Below are 20866 nucleotides of genomic sequence, written 5' to 3' on the forward strand. Positions count from 1 at the left end.
CTCATGACACTTCCAGTTAGAAAATCCCTGCACGATGCGGTTTTACAGGCTTCAAAAGCCGATACTTGGGAACAGGCTACCAAGGAATGGAATGAAGTTTCCTTGATTTTTAATGGTATCGGCCGTAGCAATTGTGTTTGTGGGAATGCTATCAAATACGCCTACGAACTCTTTAACGGTGTCACAGGCCAACGCCTCTTTCCAATCGGCAGCGATTGTGTTCGTCATTTTCATCGATTGTCCCTTGACCAGCAACTAGAAGAGGAAGAAAAATTACTCAGAAAGGTTGAAAATCTTACCAGAAAAGCCCAGAAAAAGGAAAAAATCAAGGTCAATAAAAGTGACTTTGACGAGCGACTTCTAAAATGGCTCTGGGAAAAAGGCGTTTTCAAGCCTAATCGTGGCAATCAGTTCGCACCTGAGAGAGACTACCAACTCTTCCTAGAAGTCTTTCAAGGAGGAAATTGGACCAAGGCTGAGCCAAAGAAGAAGGCTCGCATGGAAGAAGTCCTTGAAAAATGCATTAAGCCCTTTTTACTTGGAAAACCGGATGATCAACTCTACCTTGTCAAGCTAGGCAAGGAGAAAATTGACTACGAACAAGAACTCCGTATCCAGGCAGAGAAAGAGCGCAAGAAGAGGGATAAAATCGCCAAGCAATATGCAGACAATCTGGTCCTAGCCATGGGACCAGCAGAGCGTGCCTATCAAGACTACTTTGGCTTTACAGAAACCCTAACCCAAGAAGAACGCAAGTGGGAAAAAATACTTTTTGGTAAAAATCGAACAGAACGGGCTATCAAGGCTAAACAATACCAAAAAGAGCTGGAAAAAGACCAACGAATTGCGAGTCAGGATCCAATTGAAAGAAAGCAGAAGCAGACCTGGCTCCTCAATTCCTATTTTCGTGAGCTTCCTGAAGAAAAAGCCCGATTTTCTAGGCTCTTATTAGAACATCGAAAAAGTGGTGAAGTACCCTTTTCAACCCAATACCTGTCAGATCATCTCATCGACTTTTTCTATAAAATGAAAGCTTTTGAATTTGAGATCTCACCAGAACAAGTCCGAGATTTTCTAAAAGAAAGCCTACAGGCAGAACGTCTATCCTCAGCCCAAGAAAGCTGGATAGAAGAAATTCTCCTCAACTGCCTCAAACCATTTTTAGAACGATTATTGATATAAGTAACACCTACCGTGGGAATGCCATGGTAGGTGTTGTTTTTTAAATAGTCAGTATCATTCTCTACAGATTTAATAGAAAAAAGAATTTACTTATGCATATATTTTTTATTATGCTAGATAACTTTTAAAATCTTATGAGAGTTTAAATTATGACTAGCTTAATTTAAGGTTTCGTAGTATAATTACATTAGGAAAAAACTGTATAAACCAATATTTATAAGTTGTTCGAAATACATATATCAATGTAAAGTTATTTATTACAGTAACTAAAACTATATTATATAAGGAAATATTACATGATTGATATCCACTCTCACATTATTTTTGGTGTAGATGATGGACCAAGCACAATTGAAGAAAGCCTAGCTCTTCTGAAAGAAGCTTTCTCGCAGGGAGTTTGTACGATTGTATCCACTTCACATCGTAGAAAACATATGTTTGAAACTCCAGAAGATACAATTATGACCAACTTTAAAGAGGTTCAATCACTTGCTAAGAAAGAACTGCCTGACTTAACTCTTTTATATGGAGCAGAAATCTTCTACACCCAAGATATTCTTGAAAAGCTGGAACGTAAACAAATTCCTACTCTGAATGATACACAATATGCTTTAATCGAATTCAGCCCGACCACCCCCTATTGGGAAATCCGTAATGCAGTAAGTAAAGTTTTATTGTTAGGTATTAGACCTGTCATTGCCCATATTGAACGCTATGCTGAACTAGAAAAAAATGAAAAAAGAGTTAAAGAGCTGATAGATATGGGATGTTATACTCAAATAAATAGTTCTAGTGTTCTTAAGCCCAAAATATTTGGTGATAAGTATCGCGTATTCAAAAAAAGAGCTCAATATTTTCTTGCCCATAATCTAGTTCACTGTGTGGCTAGCGATATGCATAATTTAAGCTCAAGACCGCCATATATGGAGCAAGCATTTGACACGATTAGTCATCAGTATGGAAGGGAAAGAGCAGAAGAATTATTTTTAGTAAATCCTAAGTTGATAATATCGAACAAAAATACTAAAAAAAACAATTATTATTTGATTTCTCCAGTTTTAGTTTGAGATTTCTCTCATTTTATGGTATATTAAAATCCAATTTATACATAACGAATATATATATTTATAATAATCCTCTATTTTAACCTTGGTTAATATATATATATATATGCAAATAGATACACACTAATATATGTGTATTGTTCAGGAGGAAGATGATGATTTATAGAAGAGCCAAGAGAACGGTAGAACTTCTTATTTCTATATTTTTATTAATTTTAATAATCCCCATTTGTCTCATTGCTTGTATTTTTATTGTTATAGAATCAAGTGGCAATCCCATTTACATACAAGAACGAGTTGGATTGAATGGACGAAAATTTATGATGTATAAACTCCGTTCCATGTATTTGGATGCAGAGAAAAATGGTCATCAATGGGCAAGTAAAAATGATAAACGAATTACCAAAGTTGGACGGTTTATACGAAGAACCAGAATTGATGAATTTCCACAAATTATCAATATTATTAAAGGGGAAATGTCAATTATCGGGCCTCGACCAGAAAGACCGGAGTTTGTTAACGAATTTTTAAAATATATCCCTGATTTTAATAAGCGATTAGCTGTTCGTCCAGGAATTACAGGATGGGCTCAAGTGAATGGTGGTTATGATTTGACTCCTAAAGAAAAATTAGGATATGATATATACTATATCAAACATGAAAGTATTAAATTAGATTTCCTCATTTTACTAAAAACAGCCAAAGTTATTTTTAATGGACATGGATTTAGATAATTCAGATAGGGAAGATAAGCAAAGGACAAAAATAAAAGATGAATATTTTTAATAAAAATGTTAATAGAGTTTTTTCTTTGATAAAAAGTAAACTACTATTTTTACTTCTATTTACTATAATAGGGACGACAGCAGTTGGTCTATATACCGTGTTTATCATTTCTCCTATATACAGCGTCTCCTCTAAGCTGATAATGAAGAATGCATCAACTCAAACAAATGGCCAGAATAATGATACACAAACGATTGAAGCGATAAACCTCTTTCAAAGACAAGCTAAAACTTATTTAGAAATAGCAGATCTTCCCCCTGTAAAAGATGAGACCAATAAAGCATTAAGCTTATCACCAGATGAAATTTCAAAAATCAAGTCTGTTAAATTAACGAATGACTCAGGATCTCAGTTGGTAACAGTAACAGTACGAGCGCTAGATCGAAACTTAGCAGAACGTTATATTAAAGAGTATGTGTCTCAGTACAAGAAATTTACAGCAGATAGATTAGGGCGCGACAACTTGTCAGTTGTTACAGAAGCACTGGGAAGTGATTCTCCAGTTTATCCCGTTCTATGGAAGAATCTTCTTGTATCTATTCTAGTATTTTCTTTTGTAGGATTTAATGTTATTTTCCTCAAATATGTATTGAGTGATTCGATTGATTCTTACGAAGACTTGGAAGAGTTAGTGGGAACACCTGTTCTCGGGATGATTCCGACTATAGAGAGAAAGAGAAGAGGTGAGTGACATGCATATCGAAGTTATTCATAACAGTAAATCCATCGTAGCTGAGTCCTTTAGAACTTTAAGGAGTAATCTTCAGTTCTCAGAATTTGGAAAAAATATTAAAATTATTGTCGTTACAAGTGCCAATCCTAACGAAGGAAAGAGTGAAGTCAGTATCAATCTTGCTGCCTCATTGGCTCAACAAGGGAAAAAAGTGATTATCATAGACGCAGATATGCGTAAACCAACCCAACATAAATTAACAGAGGTAAGTAATACCGAGGGTCTCAGCACCTTCTTATTAAAAAGATCTGGTGTAGATTCCATTAATCATCTAACGATAAATGATGTGAATTTAGATGTACTGACTTCAGGACCTGTTCCGCCTAATCCTTCTGAGATGTTAGCTAGTTCTTCGATGGATGAAACACTTAAAGCATTTGAAGATTTTTATGACTATGTCATTATCGATACACCTCCCTTGCTAGCAGCAACTGATGCCCAAGTTTTAGCCAGTATTTCGGATGCTACCCTTCTGGTAGTAGATATCAAAAAATCAAAACGACGACAAATAATAGAAGCAAAAAGAAGATTAGACCATGTTGGAGCTAGACTACTTGGTGTGATAATGAATAAAATGGATTCACATAAAGACACCTATTATTACTATTATTAAACTAACTATTTGAAAGGCAGGAGAGAAAAAATGACAATCTATCTTTTAATGTTCGTCTATGTCTCTTTTCTTGCCTTTTTCTCATTGAAATATGAGGATAAAGCAAAAGAATTAGGTTTCCTTGTTCTTCCGACTTTTTTCTTTTTTTTAATCATTGCGGGTTTTCGTACTTCTAGCGTCGGAGGAGACTTAGGAACTTATATCCATATTTTTGAATCGAATCATTTACAACTTCCGGATTTATCAAATCTATTTCGTTCTCGATTTGAACTTGGTTATTTAGTAAGTAATATTTTTCTAAGAAACTTTAGTGAGCACTATCCATTTTTATTATTTTCTTATGCCTTTATAACTTTAGTTGCCTGGTTTCTTGTGCTTTATAAGCATTCTAAAAATGTTTACATGAGTTTACTGATTTACTTCAGCTCGTTAGGACTCTTTTTTTATTCTTTATCAAATATCAGGCAAGGTCTAGCGATCGCTTTAAGTTTTTTAGGGTTTCACTACGTAGTAAAAAACAAGAAGATTTTAGCATGGGTATTTATCTTACTAACTCCCTTATTTCATACATCTGGTATCGTCTGCCTCTTGTTTTTCCCCCTTAAAAAAATCGTTTTAAATAAAAGAATATACCAATTTGTGTTCCTTGCATTTCTAATCATCTTACCTTTTATCAAACAAATTGCAACTATCTTTATTTCTTTCTTCCCTCAGTATACTTCCTATCTGGAATCATCATGGTTTTTGGAAAGCAATAAATGGGCACCTGTATTTTTAACAATTTGGTATGGTATCGTTCTGGTCTTTGGTGAATTAGTGATTAGAAAACAGAAGTTATCGACTGAAGAAGAATTTATAAGAACTTTGTTCTTTATCTCCTTTTTATTTACTGCGTCAACTTTGCAAACAAGTCTTTTTGGCAGATTCGCACACTATTTTACCCCCTTTATTTGCCTATATATCCCTATGATTTTATCTAAAATAGGTGAAAAAAAAGTTCAGTGGATTTTATTTTATTTGGTGATATTGGTTTATGCTGCAATCTTTCTAGTCATTGTTTATTTTAAAGCTGACTGGTACCATGTCGTTCCCTACCGTTCAGTTATTGTCGATTGGTTATTTGGAAATTAGGTTTAGGAGTTATAAAATGAAATTTTCAGTTTTAACGACAGTCTATAAAAAAGAGACTCCTACAAATTTAAGGAAAAGTTTACTAAGTTCTTATCAGCAGACCCTTAAACCGACAGAAATCATTTTAGTTTGTGATGGCGAATTGACAGAAGAGTTAGATAGAGAAATCCAAAAGTTACAGAGAGAGGTTCCAATTTTAAAGGTTTTTCATTTACCTGAAAACTTAGGCTCAGGACCAGCCTCTCTCTTTGGAGTTAATCAATGCCAAACAGAATTCATTGCAAGAATGGACAGTGATGACTATTCTCTAGAAACAAGGTTTGAGAAGCAATTAGCAGCCTTTGAAAAAAATCCCAACCTCATCATGGTTGGTTCCAATATCCTAGAGAAAAATACAGAGTTTACCGCCTTAAAGAAAGTACCAGAAACTACAGCCGAAATTCGTCAATATTCGAAAATGAGAAATCCCTTTAATAATCCATCGAGTATGATGAAAAAAAAATATATCTTGAAGGCTGGTAATTATCGTAAGTTCCGCTATCTAGAGGATTATGACCTCACAATGAGATTGTTACACGATAATCCAACTAAGGATTTTTTGAATATTCAGGAACCTTTGGTTGTCATGCAGACTAACGATTCTAGCTATCTGCGTAGAGGCGGTTTCTTGTATGTAAAGACGGACTTTATGCTCCAATTAGATTTTTATCGTAGAAGAGACATTAGTCTAGTAGAATTTCTTAGAAATATTTTCCTTCGTAATGCGGTTCGAATTCTTCCGAATTCAGTTAGGAAATGGGTCTATCAGAAAAAAATGAGAGAAGATGTAGAGGTGATTAGGAAGATATGAAGAGAGTCATTACATACGGAACATTTGATTTATTGCATTACGGTCATATTAATCTCTTAAAAAGGGCAAAAGCCTTAGGAGATTATCTGATTGTAGGATTATCCACCAATGAATTTAATAGACTAGAAAAAAATAAAGAATGTTATTTTGATTACGAAGAAAGAAAATCGCTATTAGAGGCTATCAGATATGTGGATCTTGTTATACCAGAAGAAAATTGGGATCAAAAAATCTCAGACATCGAAAAGTATCATGCTGATGTGTTTGTCATTGGAGATGATTGGCAGGGCAAATTTGATTATTTAAGTGATATGGGGATAGAGGTTGTTTACCTACCACGAACAAAAGAAATTTCAACCTCTAAGATAAAGAATGATTTGAATCAAGGGAACTAGGATGAAATATCAAGTCATACATGTAACAGGTAGTGTAAGGAATACCATGAGCGGCGTACAAAGTTTTATCAAAAATCATATTCCAACTGATGATCAAGAGTTTGAATATATGGTTGGAGAGTCAAATGGAGAGGCTCATTTCCCATTTAATCAATACCTAGATGAAAAAGAAATCAAACGCATTGTATTTCCTGCCCTAAAGATTTCTAAATTATTTGCCTATGCGAGAGAGTGTCGTCAATTTTATAAAAGTAATAAAATTGACATTCTCCATGTCCATAATCCTATAACCGCTTTTATCCATAATTACTATGCTCGAAAAAATGGTGTTCCAGTTAGGATTTACCACAATCATAGTAGTCAATTTTCAGACACTTGGTCAAAAAGTATTCGCAATCGATTTTTGGTTTTTTTAGCTTTGAAAAATGCGACCCATCGTATCTCTTGTGGCCAATTAGCTGGACTTAAGATATTTGGAAAGAAATCATTTCAAATCCTCCCAAATGCAATTGACATCAACAAGTATCGGTTTTCACAAACTTTTCGAGAAGAAATTCGCAAAGAGTTTCATATAGCTGAACATCAAAAAGTAGTTGGGATGATTGGTATTTTAAATCCCTTCAAAAACCAGAGTTTTTTGATTGATATTGCTAAAGAATTGCCTAACATCACTTTTTTCTTTGTTGGTGAAGGACCAGATCGTTCAATTCTAGAAGGAAAAAGTAAGGAATTGAAGAATATCATCTTCACAGGAAAAAGAGAAGATGTTCATAAATTTTATTCAGCCTTTGATATCTTTGCCTTTCCTTCTTTGTATGAAGGTTTCCCAATCGTGCTTGTAGAGGCTCAGTGTTCTGGAGTCGATATTCTCATGAATGAAACAATTGATCCAACAACTCAGATCGTTAGTGAACTCTGCACAGCCATGCCTCTAGATAAGGCTAAATGGGAAAACTACATAAAAAAGGCGCCTATCAAGAAGAAACAACGACAGCTAAATGAACACCTAAAGCAGTTTGATATTGAAGAAAATGTTCAAAATTTAAAAGAAATTTATAAGCAAGGTTTAAAAAGAGAATGATCAACTATTTAAAACCCTTACTTTTTAAAGTAAGTAATTTTACTTATAAGATAAATAAAATTATTCCCAAGAAAAGGAATAGAATTGTTCTGTATTCTAACTGGGGATTTAGAGATAATCTTAGAACACTCTATCACCATTTAGTGGATAATAGCTACCAAGAAGCATATGAAATCGTTTGTGCTTCTAATGATTTTTATCATTTAGACAAAGAAAATGATGTAAAGTATGTTTCTATTTATCGAGGTTTCTTTTATTTTTTAACATCTAAATATTTTTTCTATTCATTTGGCAAGTATCCTATAAAACCTGCTCCAAGCCAGATGGTTGTCAACTTGTGGCATGGAATGCCCTTGAAAAAAATTGGGAATCTTGAAGTTGGAATGGAAAAAATTGACTATAATTTCTTTACAAAATTAGTCTCCTCTTCAGAATTATTTACTCCAATCATGAAAGCTGCTTTTAATGCTAAAGATGAGCAGATGCTTCTTGTTGGTAATATTCGGAATGATGAGCTCTTTAAAGAGAAAAAAGAGAAGAAGATCATTTGGATGCCAACTTATCGTAATTCTAAAAATTATCATGACAGCCAAGCAGCATTGATATTTTCTTTAGAAGAAGAGGATTTTCAAAACATTGAAGAACTACTCTCAAACTATGGGTATCAACTTTATATTAAACTTCACCCTCTTGAGGAATCTCAGTTACAATTCGAAATGAATTATTCGACCATTCATCTATTAACAGAAGAGATTATTAGTGAGCAGTATGAGACTTTATATACCTTTTTGGGAACAACAAGTGCATTAATTACTGATTATTCATCAGTATTTTTAGATTATTATTTATTAAATAGGCCAGTTGCATTTACCATTAATGATTATGAGGAATACAAAGAAAAACGTGGTTTTGTATTTGAAGATATCAAGAGTCTTATGGTGGGGAGTGTCATTCGTGATTCGCATGATTTATTAGAATTTCTAGCGAGTGTCATGAAATCTGAAGATCCTTATATTGACGAACGAAAAAAAGTTAATAACAAGGTTAATGCCATTCAAAAAGATTTTACAAAGACCCTTTTGGATGAAATTGGATTAAAGAAATAAGGTTAGGATAAAGAATGATTAGTGTAATCGTACCCGTTTATAATGTAGAAACTTATCTGGAAGAGTGTTTAGACAGCATTCAAAATCAAACCTACACAGATCTTGAAGTCATTTTAGTCAATGATGGTTCAACAGATGGTTCACAAGCTATTTGTGAGCGTTATTGCCAAACAGATAAGCGTTTCCGATTAATGAATCAAACCAACCAAGGACAAAGTGTTGCACGAAATAATGGAGTAACAGCTTCGACAGGCGAGTTCATTGCTTTCGTGGATAGTGACGACATTATCCTAGCGAATTATTTAGAAACCTTAATGCAACATATGGGTGAAGACGTAGATATTGTAGAAAGTCAATTCACCGTACATAAAAAGGAATTCTTGGCAGAAAAGTCTCAAGATACAAAAATCCTTTTTGAGGGAAATTCTCAAGAAGCAGTAAAAATCTTTCCAAACCATGTTCTAAGTGTGAACCCAGTTACAAAACTCTATAGAAGATCAATCGTTGAAGCTGTTCCTTATTTAGAAGGGTTTATTTTTGAAGATATTTATAGCGGTATTGGGATGCTTAAATATATCCGAAAGATTGTGAAAATTGATTATGTAGGATATTATTACCGTCAACATCAGTCGAGTACTATGCATCGAACATTTACTGAAAAAAATTTAGACGTATTCGTAGTTTGTGACAAGTTAATAGAGTTGTATTCTGATAGTGAAGAACTTCTTCCTTATATTGGTAGCTTCTTAGTGGATATAGCAACTATGCATTATCAAGGTTATATCCGTAAAGGAAATCCATATGCAGAAGTCTATAATCAGAAATTGGCCGACTATGTAACTATCACCAAGAAAAATCCAGACTTGGCTAGAGCGTCACGTTTGATTAAGCTCTATAATATTTGCCCAAAATATTATAATTCAATTGTATTTCCAATCTATTACGCAATTTGGAAATGGAAAAATGGTATTAAAGAAGTAAAGCTAGATAAATAACAATAAATGAGAAGGTAATTATTTTATGATTAGCGTAATCGTTCCAGTTTATAACGTGGAAGAATATCTGGAAGAATGCCTAGAAAGTATAAGGCATCAAACTTTCACTGATATTGAAGTGATACTAGTCAATGATGGCTCAATTGATAGTTCAAGGCAAATATGTGAACGATATTGTGAGAAAGATAATCGCTTTAAATTAATCAATCAAGAAAATCAAGGACAAAGTGTCGCTAGAAATCGCGGTGTGAAAGAATCCATTGGAGAATATATTATGTTTGTGGATAGCGATGATGTGATTAATACAAGCGTATTAGAAGTATTACTTCCTTACATGAAGACGGATGTAGATATCGTAGAATGTAGAAGTTCTATTAATAAAGAAGAGTTCTTTCTTAATAGAACTTCTACAATTGTATTCGAAGGAAACGCTAAAGAAGCAATTCTTAATTGTATTGTGTCTGAAGATGTGAAATTTTGTGCTTTTACGAAGTTATATAGAAGAGAAATTGTTGAAAAAGTTCCATTTTTAGAAGGTTATATTTACGAAGATGTTTTTACTGGAATCAATTATTTAAAACATATGCGAAAAATAGTAGTTGTTGATTATATCGGTTATTACTATCGCGTTCGTCCCAATAGTACTATGACGAAATCCTTTAATGAAAAAGATTTAGATATTCTTAAAGTGGGAAATCAGTTAATAGATTCCTTTAAAGATGATGAAGATATGCTTCCTTATATTGGATATTTTATGTTTTATATAGGTCATGGACACTATTTAAAAGATGGGATAAATAAGAAGAATCCATATGTCGATTTATATGAAGATTTTATTCGAAACGCTGCTTTTATAGCAAAGCAATCCAAGGAAGTTGTCCAGAAATATCGTTTATTGCGACTGTACTTACTTGCTCCAAAATATTATACAACGATTACTCATCCCATTTATACAAGTATACAAAAGATTTGGATATCTACTAAAAAAGTAATGAATCATCTAAATGATAAATTACATATAGGAAAAATTGATTGCCTGAATATATAGGGGAATACACTAAATTTTAAAGGAGATGTCAGAATAAAAATGATTAGCATTATCGTCCCCGTTTATAATGTGGAAGAATACTTGGAAGAATGTATAGAGAGTATAAGGCAGCAAACTTTCACAGATTTTGAAGTTATTTTAGTCAATGATGGATCTACTGATTACTCAAAAGAAATTTGTGAGGAATATTGTAGGAAAGATTCTCGTTTTCGCTTAATAAATCAGGAAAACCAAGGACAGAGTATTGCAAGAAATAGAGGCGTTGCTGAGTCTACAGGAGAATTCATCGTTTTTATTGATAGTGACGATATAGTAAAGTTTGATTTGTTGACACAATTAAAGAAGTATATGTCTGATGGAATTGATATTGTAGAATGTAATAGAACCGAAGATATTCAATATTTAAATTTAGAAAAAAAAGTAATTGATGTTAAAGAATTGGATTCAATTGAAGCGTTATATGAATGTTTTAATCATGGAGTAAGTTGGAGCCCTGTCGCAAAACTCTATCGCCGTAAAATAGTGGAGAAAGTTCCGTTTTTAGAAAATTTAATTTATGAAGATTTTTATACTGGAATCGTCTCTTTAAAATATATTCATAAAATGAGAAAAATTGACTATATTGGTTATTATTATCGATATCATACTTCTAGTACGATGAATCAGACATATTCAGAAAAGAATCTTGATATTTTTAAAGTTGGAGAAAAATTATTAGAGAACTTTAGAGAAGATAATTGGTTACCTTATGTAGGGAATATGTTATTTTTAGTCGGTATTGGACATTTTAAAAAGTATAACATAAGAGTTGGACATCCATATTATCAGTTATATGTTGATGAGATTCATAAATATGCCGAAATAGCTAAGAAATCATCAGATATTTTTAAATCTAGTAAATTATTAAGATGGTATAGTTACTCACCAAAATATTTTTTAAGTGTATTTTATCCTTTATATTTAAGATATTTAGACATTCGAAAAAAATGGAAAATTTAATAGGAGCCTATTTATGATTAGTGTCATTGTACCTGTTTATAATGTTGAAGAGTATCTGGAAGAATGTTTAGAGAGTATCAAAAATCAAACGTATAGTAATATAGAAGTCATTCTAGTTAACGATGGTTCTACTGATAATTCACAAGCAATTTGTGAAAGATATTGTCAGCAAGATCCTCGTTTTCACTTAATCAATCAAGAAAATCAAGGGCAAAGTGTTGCGCGTAACAATGGAGTTGCTGCTTCTACAGGTGAATTGATCACTTTTGTGGACAGCGATGATGTGGTTTCTGCAAAATATCTGGAGAATTTGTATGCTTACATGACTGAAGAAATTGATTTGATTGAATGTGAGTACAGAGTTACTAGAACTGTTTTTGATACATTAAAAGAACTAGAAAATCCTCAAATCGTATTTGAGGGAAATTCAGAAGAAGTCGTTATAAAGTGTTGTAATTACGGTTTGTCTTATTCTCCGGTCTGTAAATTATATCGAAGACATTTAGTGGAAGATTTTCCATTTTTAACGGGAGTTATTTATGAAGATATTTATCATGGAGTAGGAATATTGAAGTTTATCCGAAAATGGTAAGACTTGATTATGTAGGATACTATTATCGAGAACATTCAAACAGTACCATGAGAAGACGATTTTCTGAGAAAAATCTAGATTTGTTTACTTGTTGTGATAAACTAGTGGATTTGTTTGCTTTAGATGAAAAATTAATCCCTTATATCGGAAAGTTTTTAGTTCAAATTGTAACGACCCATCATAAAGATTTTATAGAAAAGAATAATCCCTACCAAAAGTTATATGAAGAAAAATTAAGAGAATACATAAAACTTGTTGAAAAATCTCCAGAAGTAGCAAGAACTAGTAAAATGGTTAAACTATATCGACTAGCACCTAAATTCTATTTACGCTATACGTTTCCAATTGTAAATAGAACCTGGAGATGGTTGAATTATTTGAAAGAGCTCATTTTCAAAGGAGAATAGATTTTGGAGTACGATAAATTGATAAGTGTCATTGTGCCAGTTTTCAATGTTGAAGAGTATCTGGAAGAATGTTTAGATAGTATTCAATGTCAAACTTATAGCAATATTGAAGTAATACTTGTTAACGATGGTTCTACGGATCATTCACAAGAAATTTGCGAGAGATATTGTAAACAAGATCCTCGCTTTCGCTTAATCAATCAAGCAAATAAAGGATTAAGTGGCGCTCGTAATCGTGGTATGACTGAATCTAAAGGCGAATTTATCACTTTTGTAGACAGCGATGATGTTCTTAAAGACGATATGTTGGAGCAATTATTAAAGCACATGACTTCAGAAGAAATGGACATCGTAGAATGTTGGTATACAAATGATAAAAAAGAAATAGAAATCCCTTCTCCCGAGAATGTCAAAATTATTTTTCAAGGAAATGCTAAAGAAGCTTTAGTCTCTTTATGTGAAGATAATATTGTCCGTTTGAATGCAGTCGCTAAACTGTTTAGAAGAGAAGTGATTCTCAATTTTCCATTTTTAGAAGGTCTATTTTATGAAGATGTGTACGGAGGAATGGGAATCTTAAAACATATCCATAAAATAGTGAAAATTGATTATACAGGATATTATTATCGCGTGCGTTCTGGTAGTATTATGAATCGTGAATTTAATTTGAAAAATTTGGATTTGTTTACTATTTGTGATAAAGTGGAACAACTATATGAAGGAAATGCTGACTTACTCCCATATGTACAGCGTCGCTTATTCCATTTAGTTTTGATGCACGTTGTCGACTATCGCATATTTGAGGGAAATCCCTATCAAGAAAAATATGTCGAGTATCTGAATCGTTACGCTAAAAGTTCAAGTCAATCATTATTAATGCGAGCATATCGATTATTCCCTAAAAAGATTGTCTTTATTTCAAGAGTTGTTGGAGCCATTCAATGGAGATTCGAAAAATATATTGTAAAAAGATTTTGGAGAGGGTTGAAGTAGTATGAATTATTACTTAAAAGAATTTTACGCAGAAGCCAAACATGCAGGATCTAAGGCAAGATTAGATGCTGAAAAAATAATGTTAGAAGCAGGATATCAACCTTTTTCCCTAAATAATGATTCAAATCCCATCACTTTGACAAAAAATGATGTGTTAGTTCTTCAATTTCCGTTATTATGGCATTCCTTAAAAAAACAAATTTTGACGAGATTTTTGAAAAATAGAACATTTAAAGCTTATTTGCTCATTCACGATATCGAGTCCCTGAGAAATAAAAATATCAAGTCATTTACAGATTTCAAGCACTCTATTATCCATTATTTACAAAATAAAACAGTCCTTGAAAAAGTCGACGGTATTATCGCTCATAATGAAAAGATGAAAGCAGAACTTGTACGATTAGGAATACCGGAAGAGAAAATTGTTTCCTTAGAGATATTTGATTATTTAATTCCACATTATAAAGAGAAGAAAGCTTATGAAAAAGAAACTATTTTGTTAGCTGGAAATTTTGACGTTCGGAAAACAAAATACGCAAGACAATTACCTGAAAAACCAGATTTTTCTATTTATGGTATTAACTTTGAAGAGGAGAATCTTCCTCACAACGTTCATTATCAAGGTGCTTTTTCTCCTGATGAACTACCTAATCGCTTACATGGCGGTTTTGGGTTAGTATGGGATGGAGATAGCCCCCATACTTGTAGTGGGATGTATGGAGAGTATTTAAAGATGAATAACCCGCATAAAGCTTCTCTATATTTAGCATCTGGTTTTCCGATTATTGTATGGAGCCAATCTGCTCTGGCTGATTTTGTACGAAAAAATCAATGTGGAATCATTGTTGATTCATTATTTGAAATTGCAGATTGTTTAAACACGATTGATGAAGAAGATTTTCAAGAGCTGATTAAAAATAGTAAAATAGCAGGAGAGAAACTTCGTAACGGATATTTTCTAAAAAAAGCTTTAGAAAAATGTGAAAGGAAATTTTAGAGTTTATGAAATTCCAAACCTTACAAGAAAAAATCATTCGATATCATACGATTATAAAATATTATGGTCTCAAACCAACTCTAGCTTATTATCTTGCGCAACAGTCTGAGACAAAGTACTATGATTTTCGTAAAAAGATTCTTTTTGATTTTGTATTGAAATTACGTAAAGAAGCTCAAATAGATGATTTGATGGATGAAAAAGAAGAAGTAGTAACAGAATTTCCGAAAATAATTTGGACAATGTGGCAACAAGGAGAAGCGCAAATGCCTGAGACTGTCCAGACTTCAACGAAGACCATAAAAGACTTCGCTAAAAGAAATGACTGTGAATTCTATTTGTTGACGGATGAAAATCTGGCGGATTTCATCAATATTCCATCAGACATCACCGACAAATACAAGAAAAAAAAATTATCAGCTGCGCATTATTCCGATATTATTCGTTTTAGTCTCTTATACAAATACGGTGGAATTTGGATGGATGCAACCTTATTTGTATCTCCCTATGCAACTTTAGAAATGTTTGAAGGTGATTTCTTTACTCTGAATCATCCACCTATAGGAACAAATCAAATGGAACGAACTGTTGGTGACTTTAAATGGGCAGGTTTCTTTCTAGCAGGAAAAAAAGGAAAGCCTTATTTTAAACATATTCGGGATTTATATCTTTACTATGTTCGTAAATATCCAGTCTTTATTCATTACCTGATGATGGATTATTTTATTTTGTCCGAATATAAGTGCAATCCTTATTTTGAAAACTTAGTGGATAGATTACCTATTCTAGCACCAGCTGAGCGTGTTTGGTTTTTAAGAGACCATGCCCATGATCTTTTTGATGAAAAAGAATGGGAAGAAGTATTAAAAACAACACCGATTATGAAAACGACTTATAAAATCAAGAAAGAAGAAGTCCTTCCAGGAAGTTATCTCGATCAACTTTTACAAGGAAAATTAAAGGAATAGATGAAATACACGAAAAAAAGTAGAACCGAATTTGCCACCTTAAATACGAGTATTGCTCTGGCATTGCAACCTTTTCAAGTCCTTCTTGGCTTTATCAATCGAACTATTTTTATCAATTTACTTGGGGTAACCTATCTAGGATTAAACAATTATTTGTCTAGCTTAGTTTCCATTCTGTCTTTGGCAGAATTAGGGGTTGCTGGAGCCATGAGCTATGCACTATATGGACCCTTAGACAGAGAAGAACATGGAAAAATCAATGCCTTTATGATTCTCTTCAAAAAATTATATAGAATCATTGGCTTTTCTATTTTTATACTGGGCGCTATACTTTCTTTATTTCTTCCTTATATGATAAAGGATTATACGGTAAACAGTGAAGTATATTTGATTTTTTTCCTCTTTGTTTTTAATTCTGCTTCTAGCTATTTTTTCTCCTATAAACGAACCTTGCTTTATGTCGATCAGCGTAATTATATGATGACTTTGATTGACTTTGGATTAAATACTCTTCGCGTATGCTTGCAAATCGGAATTTTATTCTTTACCAAAAATTATATCTTTTATCTATTGATCAGTATCATCATGAATTTTATAGGGAATATCATCATGTCGCGGATTGTAGATAGATTGTATGGTTACTTGTTTAAGAATGAGATAACACCCATTAATCAGGAGGAAAAAGGAAAATTTATCCGAAATATCAAAGGAAATATAGTCGGTAGTATTGGAGAAACGATTGTTTTTCAAACAGATAGTATTCTAATGGCAAGTTTTGTCAGCTTAGCAGCTATAGGTATTTACGGGAATTATACCTATGTTTTAGGATTTCTTTCACTAATTTTAAATACTGTGATCAATTCAGTTGTTTCTTCCGTAGGTAACTTAGTCCATTCGGAGTCTACGACAGTAGCAGATATGGTTAAATTCCTAAAAAAATTCCAGTTTATTACTTTTAGCCTGATTTATTTTGCTAGCTTAGGTTATTTAATGTTCATTCATCCATTTATGACTATCTGGTTAGGTGAGAGTTTTTCATTTAATTATACGATTGAGATTTTGATCGTCCTTCATTTTTTCCTAACTTTTTATAGAAGACCGATTCTAACGTTGATTTCAGTTTATGGATTAAGTTATGAGCAAAATAAAAAAGTTATCGTCGAGATTTTATTAAATATTTCCCTTTCACTCTACTTTTTAGTGATTTTAGATTTAGGGGTATCTGGAATTTTATTGGGTACGATTTGTTCAACAGTCTTGACCTGTACATGGTATGAACCCTATAGCGCCTTTAAGTATGGATTGAAAGCTTCCTCAAAAGATTTTTTTAAAACATTGTTACAAGATTTCACTGTCGCAGGGATAAGCTTTCTACTTTTGAGTTTGCTGGATAACTACCTCTTAACTCAGCTAGATTTCATTTTCGGTTTGATCATCAAAATCGTCCTTTATTTGATAGTATTAGGTAGTTACGTTTTCCTATTTAGAAATCATGAAGGTGGTAGACAAATCATTTTGATGATTCAAAAAGTATTAAAGTTGAAAAAATAAGGTGGTAAAAATATGAAACGAATATTAGTTTGTGGTTTAGTTCCAGATGTTGGTGGCTTGGAAAAAATTGTTCTAGATTTTTATAACCATATTGATACCTCTGAATTTGAACTAGAATTTTTACTACAAGGTCCTGAAGATGTTGAATTTAGTGATCATTTTAAAAAGCTTTGTCGCAATCCTCTAGTCGTTCATAGAATCCCCAAGTTAAGACCTCATATCCAGCAAGCATTAAAAGAATGGGATGATTTTTTTAAGAAAAATGCCCATCGATATGATATTTTATGGTCTAACCAAAATGGTCTGACTCATCTAGAATTTTTAAAATTAGCAAAAAAATATGGGATAGAAAAAAGAATAGTACATGGACATTGTGCGACAGCTGATAAATTTTATCGCTTTGTTCATCCAGTCAATCGATTTTTTGTCGGCAAATATGCGACAGATTTTTGGGCCTGTGGAACAGAAGCATTGAACCATTTTTATCATGGTCAAGAACGAAAAAAGGCATTAGTGATTCATAATGCCATTGAAGTTGAGAAATTTTTATATGATCAAGAAATGCAAGCCCAACTTCGGAAGAAATATCAGATCCCTGAAAATTGTTTGGTCATTGGGCAAGTTTCTCGCTTATATGAAAAACAAAAAAATCAAAGTTTTTGTGTGAAGGTCTTTTCTGAAATCGTCAAAAAAGAACCAAATTCTCGTTTAGTATTTATCGGAAGAGGTGATACTGCATTTTTAGAAAATGTGGCAAAAGAATATGGTGTAGAAGACAAAGTCATTTTTACAGGCTTGACCACTAATGTCGGAAAAATGCTAAATTTATTAGATGTGTTCTTCTTCCCATCTAATTTTGAAGGCTTACCAATTGTACTCATTGAAGCGCAAGCAAATGGATTACCTGTTGTAACAGCAAATCATTTACCAGATGCAAGAATACTAGATAACTACGATAATAGCCTGTCTTTGAAAGATTCTCTTGAAGATTGGGCAGATAAGATTTTGTCGATCAGAGATGGACGTATATTAGATAATGAGTATGTTCTTAAAAAAATTAGTGAACATGGATATGAAATTAAATTTGCTACTAGACAGTTAGAGAAGTTATTTGAACAGGAATAATATTCTAGTACACATTTGTTTATATGGAATATATTATTTGAGGGGTTGACCCAATAGGCCTAAATTTTTTAAAAGTATTTGTACAAAAATTTAGTTCAATTTATCGCTAGTGACATGCATAATATGAAAACAAGAAGAACCAATATGAGAGAAGCGTTTGAACTAATTAGAAATAAATACGGTCTATCAAAGGCTCTTGAATTATCTGAGAGGATGATATGTATGATTATTTAATAGTAGGTGCTGAATTGTCAGGAGCGATTTTTGCACATGAAGCAACTAAACAAGGAAAAAAGTAAAAGTAATAGATAAACGTGAACACATTAGCGGAAACATCTATTGTGAAAATGTTTAGGGAATCAACGTTCACAAATACGGTGCACATATCTTCCATACTTCAAATAAAGAAGTTTGGGATTATGTGAATCAATTTGCTGAGTTTAATAATGATTTAGGAGTGAAAATTTGAGAAATTTAGGATTAGATTTATTAAAAATATTTTCTTGTATTGGAGTTGTAGTACTACACTCTACTAGGCCTGGATTTAATTTAGAACAATATAATATAAGTGCATATTTATATTATCTAGCTACATATGCTATACCATTATTTTTTATGTTAAATGGATATTTTCTATTGAATAAGAAAAAATTACCTTATAGTTATGTTTTTAATAAAATAAGGGGAATCTTGACTATAGTATTCGTATGGAATATGTTGATATGGGTGATTAAAAGAGATTTTAATGTTAATCCATTAATGAAAATTATAGGTTCATTAATTCAAAAAGGATATGCTTATCAATTTTGGTTTTTTGGATCGTTAATAATAATATATTTGACATTACCTATAGTAAAAAAAGTATTGGAGAAAGATTATTCATACTTTGCTATTTTGTTAATATTGATAGTTATTGGTATAGTTATTGAAATGATAAATACTTTTATTTTTCATAAACCTCTACAACAATATGTTCCACAAACTTTTAGATTATGGACATGGTTTTTCTATTATATTTTAGGTGGATATTTAGGGAAGATAAATATTCAAGAAATCAAATTAACAAAATTGATTAAGATTAGTTTTAGTATAATATTTATAATTTCACCTATACTATTATTTTATTTAGCGAAAAATGTCTATCATGACGCACCTGCAGAGTATTTTTATGATTCAATGATTGTAAAAATAGTAAGTATAGGACTATTTATATTATTCTTAAAAATTGAAAAAAATATTGTATTGAAAAATAATGAATTAATAGTTAAGCTATCATCATTAACTATGGGAGTATATATTGTTCATACGTATGTATTAGCAAGAGTAGCCAAGTATATAAATTATAATTTATGGTATAATACAGTTATTATATTATTTGTCACGTTGAGTATTAGTTTTTTGATTTCAAGAATTATTTGGAGTGTAAAAAATTTTAGAGTATTGTTAAAAATTTAATTAGAATCAAACCTGATTTGATTTATTTTTGAAGAAAAGAAATTTCAGCTTCGTAAAGAATATCATATTCCAGAAGATTGTTTAGTTGTAGGACAAGTTTCTCGTTTATATGAAAAACAAAAAAATCAAAGTTTTTGTGTGAAGGTGTTTTCTGAAATCGTCAAAAAAGAACCAAATTCTCGTCTAGTATTTATCGGAAGAGAAGATACTTCTTTTTTAGAAAATGTGGCAAAAGAATATGGTGTAGAAGACAAAGTCATCTTTACAGGCTTGACCACTAATGTCGAAAAAATGCTAAACCTTCTAGATGTTTTCTTCTTCCCATCAAATTTTGAGGGATTACCGATTGTACTCATTGAAGCGCAAGCAAATGGCTTACCTGTTGTAACAGCAAAGCATTTACCAGATGCAAGAATACTAGATAACTATGATAACAGCCTGTCTTTGAATGATTCTCTTGAAAAATGGGCAGATAAGATTTTGTCAGTCAGAAATTATCGAGAGCTTGATACAGAAAAGGTGCAACAGCTGATAGATGAAAACGGCTACGAGATTGAATCAGCAACCAGACAGTTGGAGAAATTATTTGATGAGTGATTAAAAGTTGATGGAGAGGACAAACATGTCTTCTCTAATTTTTTTTATTATGATTTAATCGTTTGAACACCATTTAATCTGGAAGCAAAAGCGGACAAAATAAAGAAGTCATGATATAATATAAAGTAGATTTCTATGTCATAAAACAATAACTATTTGGACATCATTCATTTGAAAACTCTCTATGTTCAAACGATC

Annotated in this window: 21 protein-coding genes and 2 pseudogenes; all 23 read left to right on the plus strand. The window is 32.2% G+C overall.

Annotated features, from left to right (window positions below; all coding sequences use genetic code 11):
• Positions 1-3 precede the first annotated feature (3 nt).
• Positions 4-1182, plus strand: a complete 1179-nt coding sequence (locus tag L0P31_RS03975) for a hypothetical protein (protein WP_049547167.1) — start codon at positions 4-6, stop codon at positions 1180-1182.
• A gap of 296 nt (positions 1183-1478) precedes the next feature.
• A complete protein-coding gene (gene cps4B / locus L0P31_RS03980; RefSeq protein WP_049547166.1) occupies positions 1479-2249 on the plus strand; it encodes a capsular polysaccharide biosynthesis protein Cps4B in 771 nt (256 codons plus the stop codon).
• Positions 2250-2401: 152 nt separating this feature from the next.
• Positions 2402-2980, plus strand: a complete 579-nt coding sequence (locus L0P31_RS03985) for a sugar transferase (protein WP_053090698.1) — start codon at positions 2402-2404, stop codon at positions 2978-2980.
• 194 nt (positions 2981-3174) lie between these two features.
• Positions 3175-3723 (plus strand): YveK family protein, encoded by a 549-nt coding sequence (locus L0P31_RS03990; RefSeq protein ID WP_238095871.1) that lies wholly within the window; start codon positions 3175-3177, stop codon positions 3721-3723.
• 1 nt (position 3724) lies between these two features.
• Positions 3725-4378, plus strand: a complete 654-nt coding sequence (locus tag L0P31_RS03995; protein ID WP_203213488.1) for a CpsD/CapB family tyrosine-protein kinase — start codon at positions 3725-3727, stop codon at positions 4376-4378.
• A gap of 30 nt (positions 4379-4408) precedes the next feature.
• The gene (locus L0P31_RS04000) at positions 4409-5509 is read left to right on the plus strand and encodes an EpsG family protein (protein WP_238095873.1); all 1101 of its coding nucleotides are present in this window, start codon (positions 4409-4411) and stop codon (positions 5507-5509) included.
• 16 nt (positions 5510-5525) lie between these two features.
• Positions 5526-6359, plus strand: a complete 834-nt coding sequence (locus L0P31_RS04005; protein WP_238095875.1) for a glycosyltransferase — start codon at positions 5526-5528, stop codon at positions 6357-6359.
• Positions 6356-6754: a glycerol-3-phosphate cytidylyltransferase gene (gene tagD, locus L0P31_RS04010; RefSeq protein WP_238095877.1), complete on the plus strand. Its 399-nt coding sequence runs from the start codon at positions 6356-6358 to the stop codon at positions 6752-6754. Before L0P31_RS04005 ends, tagD begins: the two co-directional genes overlap by 4 nt.
• A gap of 1 nt (position 6755) precedes the next feature.
• Complete coding sequence (locus tag L0P31_RS04015) at positions 6756-7835, plus strand: glycosyltransferase (protein ID WP_238095879.1); 1080 nt, start codon at positions 6756-6758, stop codon at positions 7833-7835.
• Positions 7832-8941 (plus strand): CDP-glycerol glycerophosphotransferase family protein, encoded by a 1110-nt coding sequence (locus tag L0P31_RS04020; protein WP_238095881.1) that lies wholly within the window; start codon positions 7832-7834, stop codon positions 8939-8941. The genes L0P31_RS04015 and L0P31_RS04020 overlap by 4 nt, the downstream gene beginning before the upstream one ends.
• 14 nt (positions 8942-8955) lie before the next feature.
• Positions 8956-9936, plus strand: a complete 981-nt coding sequence (locus L0P31_RS04025) for a glycosyltransferase family 2 protein (RefSeq protein WP_238095883.1) — start codon at positions 8956-8958, stop codon at positions 9934-9936.
• 25 nt (positions 9937-9961) lie between these two features.
• On the plus strand, positions 9962-10984 hold the full coding sequence (locus L0P31_RS04030) for a glycosyltransferase family 2 protein (protein WP_238095885.1): 1023 nt from the start codon (positions 9962-9964) through the stop codon (positions 10982-10984).
• 39 nt (positions 10985-11023) lie between these two features.
• Complete coding sequence (locus L0P31_RS04035; RefSeq protein ID WP_238095887.1) at positions 11024-11983, plus strand: glycosyltransferase family 2 protein; 960 nt, start codon at positions 11024-11026, stop codon at positions 11981-11983.
• 13 nt (positions 11984-11996) lie between these two features.
• Positions 11997-12982: pseudogene (locus L0P31_RS09440) on the plus strand (glycosyltransferase family 2 protein).
• Between the two features lie 3 nt (positions 12983-12985).
• Entirely contained in the window at positions 12986-13975 is a 990-nt protein-coding gene (locus tag L0P31_RS04045; protein WP_238095890.1) for a glycosyltransferase family 2 protein, read from the plus strand.
• 1 nt (position 13976) lies between these two features.
• Positions 13977-14972: a glycosyltransferase gene (locus tag L0P31_RS04050; RefSeq protein ID WP_238095892.1), complete on the plus strand. Its 996-nt coding sequence runs from the start codon at positions 13977-13979 to the stop codon at positions 14970-14972.
• 5 nt (positions 14973-14977) lie between these two features.
• Positions 14978-15940 (plus strand): capsular polysaccharide synthesis protein, encoded by a 963-nt coding sequence (locus L0P31_RS04055; RefSeq protein WP_238095894.1) that lies wholly within the window; start codon positions 14978-14980, stop codon positions 15938-15940.
• Entirely contained in the window at positions 15941-17491 is a 1551-nt protein-coding gene (locus L0P31_RS04060) for a lipopolysaccharide biosynthesis protein (RefSeq protein ID WP_238095896.1), read from the plus strand.
• A gap of 12 nt (positions 17492-17503) precedes the next feature.
• The gene (locus L0P31_RS04065) at positions 17504-18616 is read left to right on the plus strand and encodes a glycosyltransferase (protein WP_238095898.1); all 1113 of its coding nucleotides are present in this window, start codon (positions 17504-17506) and stop codon (positions 18614-18616) included.
• Positions 18617-18694: 78 nt separating this feature from the next.
• Complete coding sequence (locus L0P31_RS04070) at positions 18695-18850, plus strand: CpsB/CapC family capsule biosynthesis tyrosine phosphatase (RefSeq protein WP_390897198.1); 156 nt, start codon at positions 18695-18697, stop codon at positions 18848-18850.
• Positions 18835-19064: pseudogene (locus tag L0P31_RS04075) on the plus strand (NAD(P)-binding protein); the annotation flags it as partial. The gene L0P31_RS04070 and the pseudogene L0P31_RS04075, both read left to right, overlap by 16 nt.
• A 17-nt stretch (positions 19065-19081) precedes the next feature.
• Entirely contained in the window at positions 19082-20071 is a 990-nt protein-coding gene (locus L0P31_RS04080) for an acyltransferase (RefSeq protein WP_238095901.1), read from the plus strand.
• A gap of 24 nt (positions 20072-20095) precedes the next feature.
• Positions 20096-20668 carry a glycosyltransferase gene (locus tag L0P31_RS04085; protein WP_261020251.1) on the plus strand — a complete coding sequence of 191 codons (573 nt, stop codon included), beginning with the start codon at positions 20096-20098 and terminating at the stop codon, positions 20666-20668.
• Positions 20669-20866 lie beyond the last annotated feature (198 nt).

Origin of the sequence: Streptococcus mitis, from assembly GCF_022137125.1 — a bacterium.
GTDB lineage: Bacteria > Bacillota > Bacilli > Lactobacillales > Streptococcaceae > Streptococcus > Streptococcus mitis_CE.